The sequence below is a fragment of the Colwellia sp. BRX10-1 genome (genome assembly GCF_014077545.1).
Classification (GTDB): Bacteria; Pseudomonadota; Gammaproteobacteria; order Enterobacterales; family Alteromonadaceae; genus Colwellia_A.
Map to the genome: position 1 here is coordinate 1 of NZ_JACGWC010000022.1, position 18,534 is coordinate 18,534.

Below are 18,534 nucleotides of genomic sequence, written 5' to 3' on the forward strand. Positions count from 1 at the left end.
CTTTTATTCTTATTGATTTTAAAAAACAAATAAATACTACCTATAAAAGGGCAAAGCAAAGCAATAATAAAAAACTTAATAGTTTCGAATGTATCGTATTCTTGTCTTTTAGATATCAAATAACCTAGCGGATAAATACTAACTAGTATTGTAATCACCCAAAAGAAAACACCAAAATATCTGGAGTTATCATTTGCATTTACTCCGCCAGTCACAGCAATAGAATACAAAATAATGGCTCCTAAAACTAACATCCAAGTAACTATCAAATTTTTCCATATTATCAAAATAATTCCCCTTTAATTAAGCTTACTAGTATCAACCTCTACTTCGATCTTTATTAAGCCAATATGCCCACCAACTTTCACCTTCCCGCTATTACCAACAGAAGTATTACCAGCATTTAGTGAATCTGTGGCTTTCGCACCTTCTATTTTGGTGGTCATTGTACCATTTTGAGGTTGAACCAGTGCCTCAGCCTTTCCAAGTTGTACTTTCACAGTCATTGAACCTGTAGAGTCACTAGCATTTAAACCTGCATCAGCACTAAACTCAATACCTTGAGCTGCTTTATCAGTAGTCATAACGCTTGATACAGCAACAGAGCCACCTGCGTCAAATGAACCAACTCCAGGAACATTTTGAGCTTTCACTTGTAAGCCCGCCCCCATACCTACTTTAACCGTTGTTGCATCTACTATCCCACTTTTAGGTATGCTTACACGTAGACCTTTAACATCTTGAACCATGCCTTGAGGGTTGTAAGAGCTACGACCGTCTGGATCTATATATTTATAAGGATTGTTATTAGCATATGCATAGCGGTTAAAACTATGTACATCACGGAACCCAACAGGATCATTCGAATAAAACCGACCGATAACTGGATCATAGTATCGTGCCTGCATATAACTTAGGCCAATATCAGTATCGAACTTATGTCCGGTATAACCTACATCATCACTTTGTGTTCCAATCGTTTCACCAAAAGGTTGATAGTGTAGAGTTTTTATAATCACTCCCGCTAAGTTACTAAATGCCGAGGGACTGCCTAAATAATCAGTATGAATGAATTCTACACTGGAATTTTTTGTAGCGACTAATTTACCACCTAAACGGTAGTAATCTTTGTTAACACCACCAACTTTTCTAAACATTAGCTGACCAGATAAGCTGTACATCGAATAACTTAAGCCTGAACCATCGTTTGTTTTCACTCTTCGGTTATGGCCATCATAAACATAAGTATTGCCACTTGCTTCGTCCATTTGACCGGCAACATTATACGAAAAGCTATCATGACCATTTGAAGTGACATTCCCTCTACTGTCGTAAAGAAAGTTATATGATTTACTTCCTGTGGTGTAATTTAAACGGTTTAAGCTGTCATAAGCATACCCAATCGATTTAGAACCTATTTTATAGTAGGTAATATTACCTTTGGTGTCGTAATTAACATCTCCTGTACCCGAGTAACTATCGGTGATCAGGTTTAACCTATCAAGCCCGTCATAGGTTGCTTTTAAGTCATAGGCATTATTTTTTTGGTCATCCCAGAACGTCAAATTATTATTTGAGTCGTAGGTCATGGCTTGTTTTATCGCATAAGTGCCACTTCTTGCATCATAGGTTGAAGCAAGTAAGCCAGCACTGTTTAGCGTAGCAGAATACATAAACCCATTGCCATAATTATGAGACTTAATAGCACCTAATGCATGATACTTAGCATTTGTTGCGTAATTACCCACTCGCAATTGTTGACTTAACGCATTATGCTTGACATTCATCACTTGCCCGCTGGGATAAGTGATTGAACTTTTATTACCTAAATTATCCGTTTGATAAGTTAAGGTGAAGGTATTCCCGTCTATAGATAAGCTTTCAGAGGCCAATCCCCCTAGACTATTGTATGAATAATGACTAGCAACACTGCCCGTATTAAGGGTAATTAACTGACCATTTCTATCATAATAAAAGCTTTTGTTTGCTCTATCATCCTCATATGTCTCAGAAATAGTATTTCCTCTGTACCCATAGAAGTAATTCGTTTTATTTGAACTACTTACTAAACTATCGCACGAGGTGGTGCTAGTGCTAATTGACGTTCCATAAGCTTTCCAGCTTAGCTGTCCGACACTATCAAATGAATAAGCTCTCGGGCCAACATCCTCTCTAACAACTTTACAAAGCTTTTGATAATCATCATAAACGCGGTATTCATGCTCTCCGCCTTGGCTAACGCTGCTAACATTACCGTAGATATTGTAGGCCATACTTGTACTAACACCAGCGGGTGAGCTAATTAAAATAGGCATTGATTGACTAGGTGATGCATAAGACAAATAAGTGGTTGTGGTAACATTGCCTTTATTATCATTAACTTCTACTTTGTCATTAACCAAATATCGATAAGATATTTGACCTGAAATGGCATTGTTATTAACCGTCTTTGGACGCCCTAATCCATCATAGCTGTAATTAACACCATAATAAGTAGACGCAGAACTTGTCTGCTGACTTTGAAAAGTTGGTTTATTTAAGTAGTTAAAGTTTGTTCTTACATACCTTGTTGTATTACTACTATCGCCGTTATCCCACTCTTTTACGGCCAATGGCCTCAATAGTCCATCATAAAAAGTCTGTTTACGGTAGTCACCTTGACTAACCGTTTGAACCGTCATACCTGAAACTGTTCCTGGAACGCCAATACCACCTGATGACTGTGAATATGAAATATTGGTATTTGACCATTCTTCGTCACAAGGGTCTATTAAGGTTAACCGCCCTAAAGTGTTATAGCTGTAGTTTTCACAGTTACCTTCAAAATCCGTTACTCGAGTAACCTGAGCATTGGCATTGACTATTCGATAACCATATTGAGAAACTGTACTGCGGCTCTTAGGCGTCTGAATAGTTCTAGGAATTCCACGATAATAATTTGAATATTTTACCCACTGATTATTGGCATTTCTTGTTATTTTATTAGGTAATCCATTTGATAAATAGGTGTAATTGGTATGCCAACGACCAAAAGAGTATTGGTTAGCGGGTTGTGATTTGTAGATCCCCGCAGCAGAGTGATAAGTCGTTTTTGCTACTTCTTCATAAATAGTACCGTTAAAGACATTTTTTTGATATGGCCGACCAATTAGCCAGTATGTTGGATCATTATTATAGGTGGTTTGAATATATTTATGTTTGTTGCCATTAGCATCATTGTATTGGTGTGCCTGCGTTGGGTTACCATAAATATCATATGAGGTGGTTAGGTGAGTAAAAACATCTTTACCACCTACTCTATAGTATTCTTTTACTTCAGAAGCAATTAACGCTCGGTTTGAATGAGCAACACCACTGCTTAACTCAAATCCCACATTACCAATATTTTGACGAGTAAATGTTTTCTTTGTTTGGAGCAGCATCGCGCCGTTTGTATCAAATTCTTCTACAGCGGCTAAGCTACCGTCTAAGTAACTGGAGTAATCACGGTTATGATAATATTTTGTTCGACTGTTATCTGGAGCTATTACTTGTGTCCATTTATAATCTTTATTATTGATATTGCTCGGTAATGTACCCTTTAATAACATACTACTTTGGATATTTTCATTAGCGGCAAAACCTGTGTTTTCAGAGTAATCATAATTCCATGTCATCTTGGACATTCCCGGTCCATCTAACACTTTTTCAATAATAGACATGGTTGCGTAGCATTGAGGCTGTATATAGGGGCCGTTATTACTGGTAGTGGTTACAAGCGTGTTACTTCTTCCTTGAACTTTTCCTTCAAATTGAAATGTGCCAGTTACACCATCAGGGTGTGTGATACTTGCAGTACTGTTTTTTGGTGTATAATTTATGGTGTATGCACAATCATCCATTTCGTCACCGTTCCTGGTACCAACAGTTGGTTTAGCATTTCTATATGGGCTTAAATCAAAAACCCAGCTTTTACCATCAGGTCGGGTAACAGAATCTAGCCCTTCAGTACTCCCATATGAATATGTCCAATGACGTCCGTTATAAGAAACTTTAGTAATATGATTTAGATGGGATCCCGTTCCATAAGTCATAAAAACTGTTCTGCCATCACTGGACGTTATTGAAGTTAGCTTGTTACCAGAATAATTATACTGAATCCAATTACCGAAACGATCTTCTACTTTTGAAGCCAACATAAAGGCTTGATACCGAGAAGTAACTTTATAATCTCTATAAATACCCTTAGAGGATATTAGTCTCATTTTGTCGAAAGTGTACTTAAGCCCATCGGGTGAGTGACCGATAAAACCTTCGCCATTGCCGCCTGAACGAGTAAAACAATCGAACTTCCAATTAGATTTTGTTTTTCTACCGTTTTTTTCAACTAACTTCTCTTGCCGACCGGGTAAAATAAGAGAGTCACCGTTCCAGTATTCATGAGATTCAAACACGTTACCATGATCAGAAATCCCGCCAGGGTTTAAGGAACCAGAGCATTCTTTGCCTATTCCCCATGAACCTGAATACCGAGAACCATTAAAAAGTAGTGTGGTATGAATCGCGGGAATTTCAAGTAACCAATCATCAAAAAAAGCTGAATTATAAGCAGTTAAACCAGCAGCTTCAGGATAGAACTTTCGAGCTATGACAATGTCGGGGCCAATCCCTTTAGCCACCAAATCAGTATGGCTAAATCCAATCGTGCCAGAGTTAAGGTCAATATGCTCGCCGAGTAAGTCGGTTGTATAAGGCGTAACAGAATCTTTTACAGACATACGCGCTAAGATATCTTCATTGGCAATACCATAAGCATCCCCACCACCAGGTTCGTCTCCGGGATCACCACCGCTAGGAGGAGCTAAAGCAGACATTTTTGTTGATGACTTGTGCGTTGTTGGTAAGTTTTGGCTAACAATTGCTGAAGTAATTTCCGCAGTCATTGCTTCATTGAATGGAATTTGTTTAGCAAATGCCATTATAGGTAAAATTAATGCTATCGTTAAATATCTCATAGAAATCCCTTATCTATTAATAATTACAACAATATTCAGTTACTTATTTTAATAACTTATAAATAAAAGTTAAAAGACAGCCAATAAATTAACCAGGTACACCCAAACTAATCTACTTTTTCGAACGCTGGTTAAAAGATTATTTCATTTTATTTAAAGCTGTAAATGCTTAAGTCTTCCAATTTCAAATAATGAAATATTCGCATAACTTTTTGTTTACTTGTTTGTATGGATATTAAGAGCTGTATATTATCCATACAAAAGTAAATTAAAAGTTAATATAACGTAAACATAAAATAAATATAGTTGCTAAATATCGCTAAAGCAATTTATGCGTAGACATTAATGAGAGAAAAGAAATAAAGTTATGCATGTGTATAAAGTTTTATAAAAGGCGTATTTATAAAATAATTTTATGTGTTTGATATCATGAGTTAATTAACAAAATGATGATGCTATTAAATAAATAATAGCGTGTAATAATAGGCATTTATTATGTTTTATATAAAAAAATCGCTAATTAACCCTAATAGATAGGCTTTAAGGGAGTTGTACCACTCATTAGCTGTTCACTTTGATTTAATAGCGTAGTGAATTAATAGCATCTGCTACTGTTAAGAAATATATTTTAGTGAGACAAAGCTCCGCCTTACTAAACTCATGAGCACGGATCAAATCTAAAACTTCCGCTATAATGACTGTTCGCCCTGTTTTAACTAGCACTCGTTGTTGTGATACACATTCTATTAAATAGCAAACACCCATAGAATCTATAACATAATCCTCATCGCTAAGAATTAAATCCTGACATTCTGAAATAAAATCTAGCGCAGAGGCTAAATATGTAAGCTCATCTTCGCCTTCTAACTTTAAAACACATGGCCAACAGATCATAAAAACTCTCTATAAATATAACGGAAAAAACAAGCCTGCTCAGTCAAGGTTTACTTACAAGCCATCTCTTTGAAGGCAACGGCCCCTGGGTTCATCACCTTCATGAAGCACAGTGTCGGTATGTAGAAACTTTGCCGCTTCTGCAGAATCTTTCACTTTAGAGGCACTGCGCGCTAGCATTTCTTCTTCAAACTCATTGAGTACACTTTCCCTTATGCCAGCATCTCGCCATTGAGATAATGGCCGACATCCTATCGATATGCCTCGTGCAAGCGACAACGCATCGAGAAGCGCTTGATTTGCTCCCTGTCCTTTGAATGGGCTCATCGGGTGAGCCGCATCACCAATGAGCGTCGATTGTTGCCCTTGCTGCAATAACTCAGCTTCGAGTAATGGCCGGTCATACACGGGATAACCAGAAACTTGAGCCACCAAGGTAGCAGCTAAAACTTGCGGTATAGGGTCATGCCACTGAGTTCTTCGACACGCTTCGTCTTTTAATGCCTGAGGACCTTTAGCGCTTAATGCCTTAGCTTCCGCTTCAGGCATCGGAAAACTCAGCTGCCACATCACAGAGTCAGACGCATAAGGCATCATATAAATACGTTCATTACCATTCGCCGTTTGAAAAACAGTCGCTGAGTCCAGCAGTGAACTTTTAAGTCCTTCGAGTGCCGCCAAAGGACAAATACCCAAAATAACAATACAGTCTAAGTAACGTAGAGGTGTTTTATCATCAGTTACCAGTAATTTTCGCACTGAACTGCGAATACCATCAGCGCCAACAACAAGATCGGCCTTGACGCTTTTCAATTCACCTTCGACCTGAAAACTCAAATCAACACCTCCCCCCAGCGACTCCTTATAACCTACTAATTGGTGACACCATTTTACTTGGTTGTCACCGACGAGTTGCTTAAGTAAAGCTAAACGCAAAGATTGGCGAGCGATATGAACATTGGTGCGTTTAACCGACGATTTCACCGCAGAGGGGTGCCACTTTCTGATCCCCCATTCACCAATAACTTTACCCGTGGTGGTATGAACAACATGCCTAGTTGAAATAACGCCTTGGGTTAACACAGAAATGCCAAGCCCTGCTATCGCTCTACTGGCTTGTTGTAATGTCAGTCCGTAACCCTGAGAGCGAGTATCAAAGCCACTGTCTCTTTCATAAAGTGTAAAAGGAATACCGCGGTGTAAACAAGCAACTGCTAGCGCAACACCGCCGATACCGCCGCCGATAATAGCAATATGTGGGTAGTTTTCTTTATCTGCGGTGGTAATATCTTTCGCCTGAACAAGGCCAGTTCCATTGCAATTTAAACAATCAAATAAATGTCCCTTAGGACGAATTGGAGGTGTACCTTCGCTTTGTTTTTGTTCAAATTCATCCAACTGACGCTGATACTGAAGTCGCATTTTTTTGCGTGGTCTTTTATTTTTTTGACCAAGCCCTTGGCACTGCTGACAAATGGTCCAATTAATTTCTTCGTTGTTCAACTTTATAAGTTCCTGTTTATTTGACCTGATTTTAACTTCACTTTTGCGGAAAAATTCGTGTTAACAACTCATGTTAGGGTTAAATGCAAAACGGTACATTTCACTAAGGCTATAACAATTTAATGGCTTACTATATCGTTGCAATTAATAATAGCAGTAATTATTTAGCCATAATTTTGCAAGAAAAACTGATGGGCTAGGATTTTAGACTGCTTTTTATCAAGAAGACATTCATTTGATGAAAACATTAACGCTATAGCGAAAAAACAGTGAATATATGGATTCGATATTCGATAAATACGCCACTTAACGTAGCGACTTGTAATCGAATAATATGTTACTTTTATTTTAGCGTTCAGCTGAGCATGTATAGTACCAACGCCAATGGTAGAGTAATTAATAGCCGATTAAATTAGCAGTCGATAGTGTTTATTCTTGCACAGTTTTACATGTTTTTTGAATGAGCATTGAAACCGACAACGCAATTAATAAGCCCATAAAAAAATAGATGGCGATTAAGTACTTCCCTAAATCAGATGCTTGTATTTCACCATTAACTAATACACATTCACCTTTGCTGTAATTGAAGCTACCACCATTATCTAAGCATTGATCAACCAAAAAGAAATCATTAACTAACCAAATAGCAACAAAACTAATGATGACACCGATAAACTGTGGGATAGAATTTTTTTTCATAAGTTCCTAAAGACATAACAGAAGGTCAAGTAACACGTCATTGTTGATAATAGTGTAATACAAAATGAGGCTCGATCGATAATTATCCCTGCTTCTTTATAGACTTATTTAATTTATCTTGCTTTAGGTATTGAATAAGTTCCAACAACATGTGCAACAGGATTTACATCACCTTCGGAGTATAAGGATACCTCTCCAACAATGAGTGACTTCCCTATCTTTAGTAAGGTACATTTACCAATAATATCTTTGCTTGAAGAGGGTTTTCTCAGAAAGTTAATGGTTAGGCTGGTGGTCACAGCAAGAGAAACGATGCCTATCTCCCCAAGAATAGCCACATATAGAGCACAATCGGCAACGGTCATTAACACGGGGCCAGATACAGTTCCACCTGGCCTTAATTCATCAAAACCTACGGTATGCCTTATTGTTGCTGATTGTTCTCCAACAGCTTCAACAATGCACTTGGCCTGTGGAAACTCTGTTCTCATAAAGTCTGTTACTTCTTGCTTAGTCGCCAAGATAGTTCTCCAAAAAACACTAAATTAAAGGCAAATAATACTGACTGTAAGATGTCTAAAAGCCACTACTTCAGACATGCTTCAAGCTGTTTCGCCCTTACTTTTGTAAGTTATTATGGTAGTAAAAATTAACAATTATCTTTAAACGATTCGATGAAGCGCACAAATTTTGTTATCTGAGGGATCACGTAAATAAGCGAGATAAATCTTACCTATCGTTCCATCTCTTACACCTGGAAGGTCTTCACACGCACGACCACCATTAGCAACACCCGCTGCGTGCCATGCATCAGCAATAGCGGTACTCTCAGCTGCGAAACCAATAGTAGAGCCATTACCATGACTAGCGGGCTTACCATCTATCGGCTTACTTAGTGCAAAAACTCCGTTTTTGGTAAAATAAAAACAACGACCTTTGGCGTCAATTACACCAGGCTCGTGGCCCATGGCACCAAGAATGGCATCATAAAAAACTTTTGATTGTGCGACATCATTTGCGCCGATCATTATATGACTGAACATTTTTTCTCCCTATTAATATTAATCAGGCCATTAAAGGCCAATGAACTTGTCGGCTATAATATTTATTTTTTAGCTAGCCAATTTAATAAGACAATTAAGTACTACCTTATCTTTTACTGACTTATAAAAAAAGCCTTTAGTGACGTATTATCGACACAAAAGGCTTTGTTATTATTACCTATGACCATCTTTCTTATTGGCCATATTAGCTATTCAAAAAACTAATAATATTTTATGTACTTACTAACGCCGCTGACTTAATAGGTAAATCTCGTACTCTAACTCCTGTTATCTGAAAAATAGCATTGGCGATAGCGGGCGCTATTGACACAACACCAGGCTCACCTAAGCCAACAGGAAACTCTTCGCTTTCAACAAATTCAATATCAAGCTCAGGCACATCATTCATTCTTAATGGAGTGTAAGTGTTTAAGTTAAGATTACTTACTTGACCATTTTCTATCGGACTTTGTTCGTGTAATGCTAAGCTTGTTCCCCATAGCATTGACCCTTGTACTTGAGCTAAAGCGCCATCAGGATGAATAATAACGCCGGCATCAGCAATCATAGTCAATTTCTTAACCGTGATTTTGCCAGAGCTAGGTTCGACATGTACTTGAGCGGCACAAGCCATCCAAGCCGGCATGGTACGTTCTTGTCCCGCACTTATCGCAACACCAATCGCTTCGTTTTTTCCTAACTTAACATTGGCGGTCTTTTCTTTTAGCCTAGTTAATACGTGAGCTAACCGCTTAGCACCACCAACACTTTCTGGTGCTTTACCCGCTTGCTTTCCTAAACCATCAAGCATGGATAAACGAAAGTCAATAGGATCCATTTTACTTTGATGCGCTATTTCATCAATAAATGATTCTAATCCCCAAACAATCCAACCCTGCCCTACGGATCTTAACCAACCAGGCAACATAGTTTGTTGTGCTAGGCTATTGTTAGCCACGCGCACACGATGGTTTTCCATGCTGTACCAATGATCTGCACCACTGGTGGAAAACATATCGACACGAATTTTTTTATCTAGACTTTCAGGCATAAACCCTGGCGCCATTGATAAGGTTGGCCAACCCGCAGCAAGTGCGTGTTGCATGCCGGTAAATTTATTTTTTTGATCAAATAACGCTTGAAACGAAACAACCGAAGGCGATCTTGGTTGGTCAAATCTAGAGTCATCTTCTCGGGTAAAGACCATTTTTACCGGTTTGCCAATAGCTTTAGCCGTTAATACAGCTGGAATCGCATAATCGCCAAATAAACGACGACCAAAGCCACCGCCTAAGTATTGCTGATGCATAACAACATTTTCATCTGAAACTTGTAGCGCTTTAGCGATCGCTGGCAAAGTTAACGACTGCCATTGATTACCGGTATAAACGTGCCACATACCATTTTTTTCTTCTACCGTTGCGTTAACTGGCTCTAAAGCAAAATGTAACGCGGTATGCGTGCGGTAAACAGCATTAATAGATTTATCTGCTTTAGCACTCGCCGCTGAAAAGTCGCCGTCATTAATAAACAACCCACCTTCGTTTTCATCAGCAACTAAACGCTCACCTTCTTTAATAATATCTTGCTCGCTAACTTTGGCTGTTTTACCCGCTTGATAGCTTACTTTTAACGCATCGCCGGCTTTAATCGCACCGTAATAAGTATCGGCCTCGACACTCACCCAGCCCTGAATGTTTTCACTTGGGTCTTGCAAAATATGATAGCCAAGATAACCTTTAACCTTTTTAGCCGCACTATCATCAACATTGGTGACCTTAGTGCCATAACGTGTTGGTGGAACAATAGGTCGAGCATAAACCATCCCTTCCAACTCAACATCAATACCATAAACCGCCGAGCCATTGGTTTTATCGGGAATATCGAGGGCTAAACTAGGCTTGCCGACTAATGTTCTTTTACTGGCTGGTTTTAAGGGTAAGGCATCAATTTCTTTTGGTGTAAAGACACGATTAAAGGTGCCCTGAGTGACAATTTCACCAAAACTTAACGATTGTTCTTGATAAATTACTGCACCATTTTCAACACGACATTGCTCTGCTGGGCAATTCAATATTTTTGCCGCGGCTTCTATTAGCGCAATACGACCGGCTGCCCCAGCCTGAGAAAGTGGCTTAAACGTTTGAAATACTGACCAAGAACCGCCCGTGACCATATAACCCCATTTAGGGTCAGTGTCTACATGAGTAATAGAGACTTTAGACCAATCTGCGCCTAACTCATCCGCCACAACACGTGCGAGTGCCGTACCAATATGTTGCCCCATTTCTGCCTTAGCAATATTAATGTTCACATCGCCCTGTGGGTTAATTTCAAACCATACAGTTGGCGAAAACAATTTATTTTTCAGGGTTTCTTGTGGGCTTTGCCCGATATTGGCGGCGCTAGCTAGGGGGGCGAAAGCCATTAATAATGTACTACTGACCGTACCAACTAAAAAACGACGGCGAGATAAGCTGACATTGTTTTTTGCATCTTTAATATTTTGCATTGTCATACGCCTTTATGATTGTTGGGTTGAAGAGCGTGGATCAAAAGTTTGTACATCGGCTGACATAACATCTGCAGCACTTTTAATGGCGCTTTGAATACGGATATACGCCATACAACGACATAAATTGCCGCTCATATGATCAACAATTTCTTGGTCACTTGGCGAAGTATTACTGGCTAGCAAAGTTGCGGCCTGCATAATTTGTCCAGATTGACAGTAGCCGCACTGAGGTACTTGTTCATCGATCCAGGTTTGCTGTAATGGATGATTGTTGTCTAAACCTTCAATCGTGGTGATATTTTTATTTGCGGCGGCTATTAATGGAAAAGAGCAGGTTCTGATCGCCGCACCATCGATATGTACAGTACAAGCACCACACATTCCAATACCACAGCCAAATTTTGTGCCTTTAAAGCCAAATTCATCACGGATAACCCATAATAAAGGCGTGTCTTCCTCTGCAGTAGAGGAAACATTTTTCCCATTTAACTTGAATGCAATCATAACTTTCTCTCCAAAACTGAGCTAAAAAATTATCAACTCATCTATTTATTAAGTACACCACTTATTAAAGTAGCTGATTTTTATTTCTGATTATCTCTGTATTAACAGATTGAATTATTTTCAACAGCGCAAACTTCTACCTTAAGATAAACTTTGAACAACTTATTGATAATTATATAATGATGCGTTTATTTATAGTTAACTTATGCCTAAAAAATCAAAAGTTTGAGCAATAATATTTATTACTACCTTCATAGGTTAGCACCTTAGGTTTATTTTTCCTCATTAAGGGAAAATATTAAACTAAGCTAAGCGTTCGCCATCAGAATTAGCGCTGTTTTCGACGGGACCGCTATCACCAAAAAGGTACAATAGTACAAAATTACTATTATTGTAGTCACTTAGTTTAAGAATGTCGCATACGATCGAACCCTATAACTGTACTATTGGGCTATTTCGGTACTATTGAGCTTTCGTGCGATGCTGCACAGTGATGTGGATCAATCCCACTTAACCCTTGGGATTATCGGTTGTATGAATGAGGCGGTTAAACGATTATCAATGGCGATGTGCATTAATGTTAAGCTAAGACGCTAACTTTTCAATAATGGTCAGCTGAGTGCTGATTAAAAACATGCATTAAGTGATGGGTGGCTTCTTTGCTGCTAACTGAACAAAATAGTATCGACCTAAGATCACCGTTAAAATACCACCAAGCACTAAAGCGGATGACTCAACCAAACGTAATGTAATCAGTTCATTGGCAAACACTATTCCGCCTGCAGCAGCAATAACAGGTACAAACAACTGCACAACAGCGGCTTGTGTAACAGAGAGTCCCCGCAGCGCTATATACCAAACAAAATAGCCTATGCCAGAAGCTATACCACCAGACAATACCGCAAGTAATATCCCCATTGGTGTTATATGAGCATCATTAAGTCCAAAAATTATCAGTATTAAAATAAAAGGAGATGTTCTCATAAAATTATAGGCGGTATCACTAAGTGGATTTTTAGATGTTCTGCCAGCAAGGGTATAAAGTCCCCAAGCAATACCTGAAACAGCCATAAGTATAAAGCCTTTAAATGATGGTGTTACTAGGCTAGGCACGATTAAATAAACAAAACCAGAAAATGCAATAATGAGTCCTACCCATTCAGTAAAATGAAGTTTATTACCTGAAATTACACTCGCCATAATCATCGTTATTTGTACTGCGCCAAATAAAATCAGTGCGCCTGTTCCTGTATCTAATGAGATATAGCCAAATGAAAAAGCGATAGCATAAATAAAGAGCATACCTGCCGCCAACCAACTGCCTTTAGATTTAGGTTTTGTTTCATTTGATTTACGTGTTAGTTGCAGCACAAGAATTAATATAATAATGCCCGAAAGAAGCCGTATAATAGTAAAACTGCTTGCGTCAATGGCATTATCACCTAATGCTAACCTACATAGCACAGAGTTTGCCGCAAACGCTAAAAGGGCAAAAATAGTACTCGCAATAATTTTTATAAAATTGATGTTCAAAAAAAATCCCACTTAAAAAACACTAGATTACTGACTTAGGTAATATCTTGGCTGCAATTAGCCAGTAAATCTCCCTTATACCATTGCGCACAAGGGAGCAGCCATTATAAAGTAACCGGATTATGTTTGTTTAGAAATTGAAGCACTTTTTCATGATATATAATTCGGTTGTCAGACTTATAAAAATTATGCCCTTCATTTTCAATTTCAAACCATTCGTACGACTTGTTATGCTTCTTTAATTGCTTAAGTAATACTTCTGCTTGCTCTAAAGGTGTTCTGTCATCCTTGGTGCCATGTACTAATAAAACGGGTGCTTTTAATAAATTAATCTTATGAATCGGTGAATGGGCTTTTTGGATGTTTTCTAGACCGACTCTTTTAATTAATACTTTCGCTACCTCAGGCTCTTCGTGATCAACCAATAATGGCAAGTCATAAACCCCTGATCGAGCAATAGTACACTTAAACAGATCAGGTTCAATAATGCTGCTTTGAATAGCACTATAACCGCCAAAACTTGCGCCCATGATGCAGAGACGGCTTTTATCTATATATTTTTTGTCGACCAAATAATTGATGCCATCTAAAATGTCATACTGAATTTTATCTCCCCATTGGCCAAAACCAGCGGCTTCAAATTTCCAACCTAAACCTGTTGAACCACGATAGTTAACCTGAACCACTGCATAGCCTCTCGAAGCTAATAATTGAACTTCTGGATTAAATCCCCAATAATCTCGAGCATGTGGGCCACCGTGAACTAAAACAACAGCAGGTACTGCGGCAGTAGTCGTTTTTGTTGGTAAGGTTATATATCCTTGAATGGGGGTGTTATCTCTTGCGTTAAATTTAAACGAGTATTGCGGATGTAATTTCTTAGTATCAATACCCTTCTTGCTATGTGCAACGTAACTCAACTTATTGGTTTCACGGTCAAATAAATACCATAAGGTCGGTTGAATGTCGCTCGAAAGAGAGATTAAGGCTTTGGTCTCAAATGTCTTATCCCAGCTAACGTTAATGTGATAACCGGCAAATTGTCCTAAGAAGTCCGAAAGTTTTTCAGCCATAGGATGCTTTTTATCTAAAATTTTATATTGCGGGTACTCGTCAAAGTAAGAGACGGCAAAAGGTCTACCTTGATTATCTAAGTAAAGCCAGTTGGTATCATAACCATCCACGGTATATAACGTCGATAATTGCTCAGTTTTTGGATTAAATAAACAAATAGAAATAGTATCGTTACCACAATAATCACTTACCACTAGTTGCTTTTGATCTTTATAAGTACTGATAATAGATAAGCTAGCGCTTGCATTTTTAGGTTTATAGTACAACCAAGACTCATCATCAAAATCATAACGCGCGATAGTAATATCATCATCTTCCGTGTTGCTGCTAAGCCATAACTCTTGGCTTTCATCGAAGTAATCTAGCTGAGTCGTTTGATGGTTTGCCTTGCTATCTTCAATTTTTGCTAACGTTTCTATTTGACCCTCATATATATTTAACTTAAAAACCCACATACCTTTATCATTATATTGTGACGTTGAAATAATGATATGTTCGGGGTCATCCTTTAACATGCTGATTATTTCAGGATGCGCCAAATGTTTTTCGTAATCGTGGTCTTTAGTGCCTTTTTTTATTTTTCCTCGACGAACAAGTGAACGGACACCAAAAATAAAGTCACCTTCATCTTCATCTATATTAATGCTATAAATTTCACCATAGTAGCCCTTCCTCTCTTGATTTCTTTTTTTACTGGCAAGAAAAACCAGTAATCTTTCATTATTTGCCCATCGGTATTGACCGACACTGTCTTTATTGGCAAAGGAAATTTGATTAATCGCTTTCATCGTATCAACAGCAACGATGATAAGAACAGGCGTCCCTTTTTGATCTTGGATCAAAGCAAGGTGTTTACCATCAGGAGATAAACTAACATCACGGTAATCGTCTTCCTCAAAGAGTGTATTAATATCGAGGTTTTTTACCGCTAGTTTGTTTTCTATATTTTTATTTTCCAACGCGATAGCCATGGAACAGTAACTGAAAAACATGAAAACTAAGGTCAGTATTTTTTTTGTTTGGGGATACACAGAACATCCTTTTATTATTATATTTCTGTTTATTATATCCTTGCGTTTTAATAAAGGGCAATATTTATTCGACAGTTTTACCATAGCCTTTATAGCTAACTTATTATAATAAAATGAGTTTTTATTAAGCATCCCTAACGCTTGCTTGGATAAAACGGTGAGGTAATAAATAGCAGAAAATCTTCTGGCTTTACCGACAAGCCAAGTAACAGTAACTCAAACGGTTAAAGCACAAAGTTATTGCATGAGCATGCCTCAATAAATGGCTTTTATTTAATTTTTCACCTACACTTTTGATGAACCAACTCAAATAATAATACGATTACTTTGTATTATTATTACTCTTCCATATTCCATTTAGTTGTTGGCGGTTGTCATGGATGAACAATCATATAAAGGAAGCCAACATGACTAAAAATCTAAAAGTAATATTATTTTATTTTGTACTATTAACCTTGTTCTTAATGTTAGGTTGGGTGTCAGTACCGGTAAGTGCAGAAGAAAAATCAGTAAAAAACATTGCTAATGTGTGGTTATTTGTACCAAAACCAGGACAAACAGCTAATTTTGAACAAGCGTTTATAGACCACATTGCCTATCGAAAATTAATGAAAGACCCACGAAGCTGGTCTGTTTATCAAGCTGATATGGGGGCAAATATGGATGCTTACATCGTTCGGTCTTGTTGCAATACTTGGTCAGAGCTTGATGATTACCGTCAGTGGAACATTCAAGCGAAAGCCTCTGAAAACTGGCGTAAAAATGTCAGCAAATATATTTCTCATTATGAACACCACCGCGCTGAAAATGATCTAAACAACAGTCATTGGCCAGCAGATGTTACTTATAAATATATCGGTGTTAATACCTATCAGCTGAAGTTAGGACACAGCGAAGCTTTAGAAAAAGATAAGAAAATCATCAGTGATGCGGCTAAAAAAGAAAATTGGCCATATAATTGGTTATGGTATGACAGAGTCAATGGCACACTTGAAATGAGTCTGGCTATTCCTTACATGACTTATGGAGCTATGGCGCCACCAGATATTAAGTTTAGTAAATTACTAGCTAAACATTTAGATAGTCCAAAGAAAGCTAAAAAAGTACTGCAAAGATGGTCATCACACTTTGATGAAATTTCTTATAACATTTACATATTACGTGAAGATTTATCGATGTAAGGTACCTGGTGACTAGGCGCCGAATGAAAGTGCGTATAGAGCGAATAAAAAAGCGTCTTTGGTAACAACTAAAGACGCTTTTTATTTTATAAAGACTATTTATTTCACTATATTAAAGCTTACTGTATTAGCGCTTACTGTATTAGAGCTTAATAACGGCCATCTTATCCTGAGACATATCATGCATAGTGTAAGCGATGCCTCCAGTATTATATCCTGAACTTTTGCGTCCAGCGAAAGGCATCCAATCAACCCTAAAGGCAGTATGGTCGTTGACCATTACAGCTGTAGCGTCTAATTCCTGTATCGCCTTCATCGCAACATCAAGATTTTTGGTAAACACCGATGCCTGAAAAGCATAGTCTAACGAATTAGCCTGAGCAATAGCCTGGTCAATGTCATCATAGCCATAAACACAAATGACTGGACCAAAAACTTCCATGTTTGAAACTTTTGCATCGACTGGCGGTTCAAGCAGTACTGTTGGCGCATAAGTAGTATCACCCAAGCGTTTACCGCCGGTAACAAGTGTTGCGCCACCAGCCACGGCTTCATTAACCCACTCTTCAACACGATCGACTTCTTTGGGACGAATTAATGGCCCACATTCGGTTGTTTCATCAATAGCGTTACCGACAACGAGCTTTTCAGCGCCATCAGCTAGCATTTTTGCAATGGCTTGAGCTTTATTTCGAGGCGCAAAAATACGTTGTACAGAAACACATACTTGCCCCGAATGATAAAAACCACCTTTAAGCAAACTCGGGATCATTGCTGCAATATCGGCACTTTCTTCGATAATAACCGGGGCAACGCCACCATGCTCTAATGCACAGCGTGTTCCTGGCGCTAATTTAGAACGTAACATCCAACCAATTTTGGCTGATCCAATAAAACTAAAAAAGGCGACGCGAGGGTCAGTGATCATTCTTTCAGACGTGGATGTCTCGCACGTAATAAAGCGACACCACTGAGGTGGTAATCCCGCTTCATGCATAATATCAACGAACACCTGACAAGATAATGGTGTATCTCGAGCCGGTTTAACTAACACCGGACAACCTGCAGCTATCGCAGGAGCTACTTGATGAACAATTAAATTTAATGGGTGATTAAAGGCTGAAACAGCAACCACAACTCCAATAGGCTCTTTACTGGTAAAAGCAATTCGCCCCGCTCCAGCTTCAGTTAAATCCATCGGTATTTGCTTACCTGTTAATGCCGATATTTCTTTTGCGCAAAGCTCTACACCATCGATAGCTCGAGTAACTTCTACACGAGCATCGACCAGCGGCTTTCCGCCTTCACTTGCGATGAGTAACGCTAATTCATCAGCTCGTTGTGAGATTAACACCGCCGCTTTTTTAAGAATACTTATCCGCTTAAAGGCAGGTAGCCATTGCTTACGATCTTTGAAGAGTTGCTGGGCAGTCTCTAAATATTCATCAATTTTATCCCACGTTACCGTTGGAACTGAACCTACATAAGTTTGGTCATAAGGGTTAACCACATCGAGTGTTTCAGCGGTACTATTTTTGTCTAAGTCGGCCATAATCTGCTCTT

Annotated in this window: 13 protein-coding genes; 1 reads left to right on the plus strand and 12 read right to left on the minus strand. The window is 38.5% G+C overall.

The genetic code is table 11. From position 1 onward, the window contains the following. The 11 genes from H4J75_RS19985 to H4J75_RS20435 form a co-directional block, all read right to left on the minus strand. Window positions 1-287: hypothetical protein (locus H4J75_RS19985; RefSeq protein ID WP_220465332.1), on the minus strand; the 287-nt coding region annotated here is incomplete at its 3' end. Between the two features lie 12 nt (window positions 288-299). Further along, window positions 300-4,994 carry an RHS repeat domain-containing protein gene (locus tag H4J75_RS20260; RefSeq protein WP_182222611.1) on the minus strand — a complete coding sequence of 1,565 codons (4,695 nt, stop codon included), beginning with the start codon at window positions 4,992-4,994 and terminating at the stop codon, window positions 300-302. Window positions 4,995-5,573: 579 nt separating this feature from the next. After that, window positions 5,574-5,888, minus strand: a complete 315-nt coding sequence (locus H4J75_RS15235) for a DUF4144 family protein (RefSeq protein WP_182215936.1) — start codon at window positions 5,886-5,888, stop codon at window positions 5,574-5,576. Window positions 5,889-5,942: 54 nt separating this feature from the next. After that, window positions 5,943-7,391 carry an NAD(P)/FAD-dependent oxidoreductase gene (locus H4J75_RS15240; protein WP_220465333.1) on the minus strand — a complete coding sequence of 483 codons (1,449 nt, stop codon included), beginning with the start codon at window positions 7,389-7,391 and terminating at the stop codon, window positions 5,943-5,945. A gap of 429 nt (window positions 7,392-7,820) precedes the next feature. Further along, window positions 7,821-8,090: a hypothetical protein gene (locus H4J75_RS15245; RefSeq protein WP_182222612.1), complete on the minus strand. Its 270-nt coding sequence runs from the start codon at window positions 8,088-8,090 to the stop codon at window positions 7,821-7,823. Window positions 8,091-8,203: 113 nt separating this feature from the next. Continuing rightward, window positions 8,204-8,614 carry a PaaI family thioesterase gene (locus tag H4J75_RS15250; RefSeq protein WP_182222644.1) on the minus strand — a complete coding sequence of 137 codons (411 nt, stop codon included), beginning with the start codon at window positions 8,612-8,614 and terminating at the stop codon, window positions 8,204-8,206. Window positions 8,615-8,752: 138 nt separating this feature from the next. Next, a complete protein-coding gene (locus tag H4J75_RS15255) occupies window positions 8,753-9,133 on the minus strand; it encodes a VOC family protein (RefSeq protein WP_070376776.1) in 381 nt (126 codons plus the stop codon). 232 nt (window positions 9,134-9,365) lie between these two features. Beyond that, window positions 9,366-11,651 carry a xanthine dehydrogenase family protein molybdopterin-binding subunit gene (locus H4J75_RS15260; RefSeq protein WP_182222613.1) on the minus strand — a complete coding sequence of 762 codons (2,286 nt, stop codon included), beginning with the start codon at window positions 11,649-11,651 and terminating at the stop codon, window positions 9,366-9,368. A 6-nt stretch (window positions 11,652-11,657) separates the two neighbouring features. Beyond that, window positions 11,658-12,152: a (2Fe-2S)-binding protein gene (locus H4J75_RS15265; RefSeq protein ID WP_070376774.1), complete on the minus strand. Its 495-nt coding sequence runs from the start codon at window positions 12,150-12,152 to the stop codon at window positions 11,658-11,660. Between the two features lie 639 nt (window positions 12,153-12,791). Beyond that, complete coding sequence (locus H4J75_RS15270; RefSeq protein WP_182222614.1) at window positions 12,792-13,685, minus strand: DMT family transporter; 894 nt, start codon at window positions 13,683-13,685, stop codon at window positions 12,792-12,794. Between the two features lie 104 nt (window positions 13,686-13,789). Beyond that, a complete protein-coding gene (locus tag H4J75_RS20435) occupies window positions 13,790-15,790 on the minus strand; it encodes a prolyl oligopeptidase family serine peptidase (RefSeq protein WP_182222615.1) in 2,001 nt (666 codons plus the stop codon). A gap of 407 nt (window positions 15,791-16,197) precedes the next feature. On the opposite strand from H4J75_RS20435, the gene H4J75_RS15280 reads away from it, so the two are divergent. Further along, window positions 16,198-16,971 (plus strand): hypothetical protein, encoded by a 774-nt coding sequence (locus tag H4J75_RS15280; protein WP_182222616.1) that lies wholly within the window; start codon window positions 16,198-16,200, stop codon window positions 16,969-16,971. A 142-nt stretch (window positions 16,972-17,113) separates the two neighbouring features. On the opposite strand, the gene H4J75_RS15285 is transcribed toward H4J75_RS15280, so the two are convergent. Continuing rightward, entirely contained in the window at window positions 17,114-18,523 is a 1,410-nt protein-coding gene (locus tag H4J75_RS15285) for an aldehyde dehydrogenase family protein (RefSeq protein WP_182222617.1), read from the minus strand. Window positions 18,524-18,534 lie beyond the last annotated feature (11 nt).

Excerpts from the sequence above, each read along its gene's own strand:
- H4J75_RS15255 (WP_070376776.1), bottom strand. The coding sequence starts at position 9,133 with ATGTTCAGTCATATAATGATCGGCGCAAATGATGTCGCACAATCAAAA.
- H4J75_RS15285 (WP_182222617.1), bottom strand. The coding sequence starts at position 18,523 with ATGGCCGACTTAGACAAAAATAGTACCGCTGAAACACTCGATGTGGTT.
- H4J75_RS15245 (WP_182222612.1), bottom strand. The coding sequence starts at position 8,090 with ATGAAAAAAAATTCTATCCCACAGTTTATCGGTGTCATCATTAGTTTT.
- H4J75_RS20260 (WP_182222611.1), bottom strand. The coding sequence starts at position 4,994 with ATGAGATATTTAACGATAGCATTAATTTTACCTATAATGGCATTTGCT.
- H4J75_RS15280 (WP_182222616.1), top strand. The coding sequence starts at position 16,198 with ATGACTAAAAATCTAAAAGTAATATTATTTTATTTTGTACTATTAACC.
- H4J75_RS15235 (WP_182215936.1), bottom strand. The coding sequence starts at position 5,888 with ATGATCTGTTGGCCATGTGTTTTAAAGTTAGAAGGCGAAGATGAGCTT.
- H4J75_RS15260 (WP_182222613.1), bottom strand. The coding sequence starts at position 11,651 with ATGACAATGCAAAATATTAAAGATGCAAAAAACAATGTCAGCTTATCT.
- H4J75_RS15265 (WP_070376774.1), bottom strand. The coding sequence starts at position 12,152 with ATGATTGCATTCAAGTTAAATGGGAAAAATGTTTCCTCTACTGCAGAG.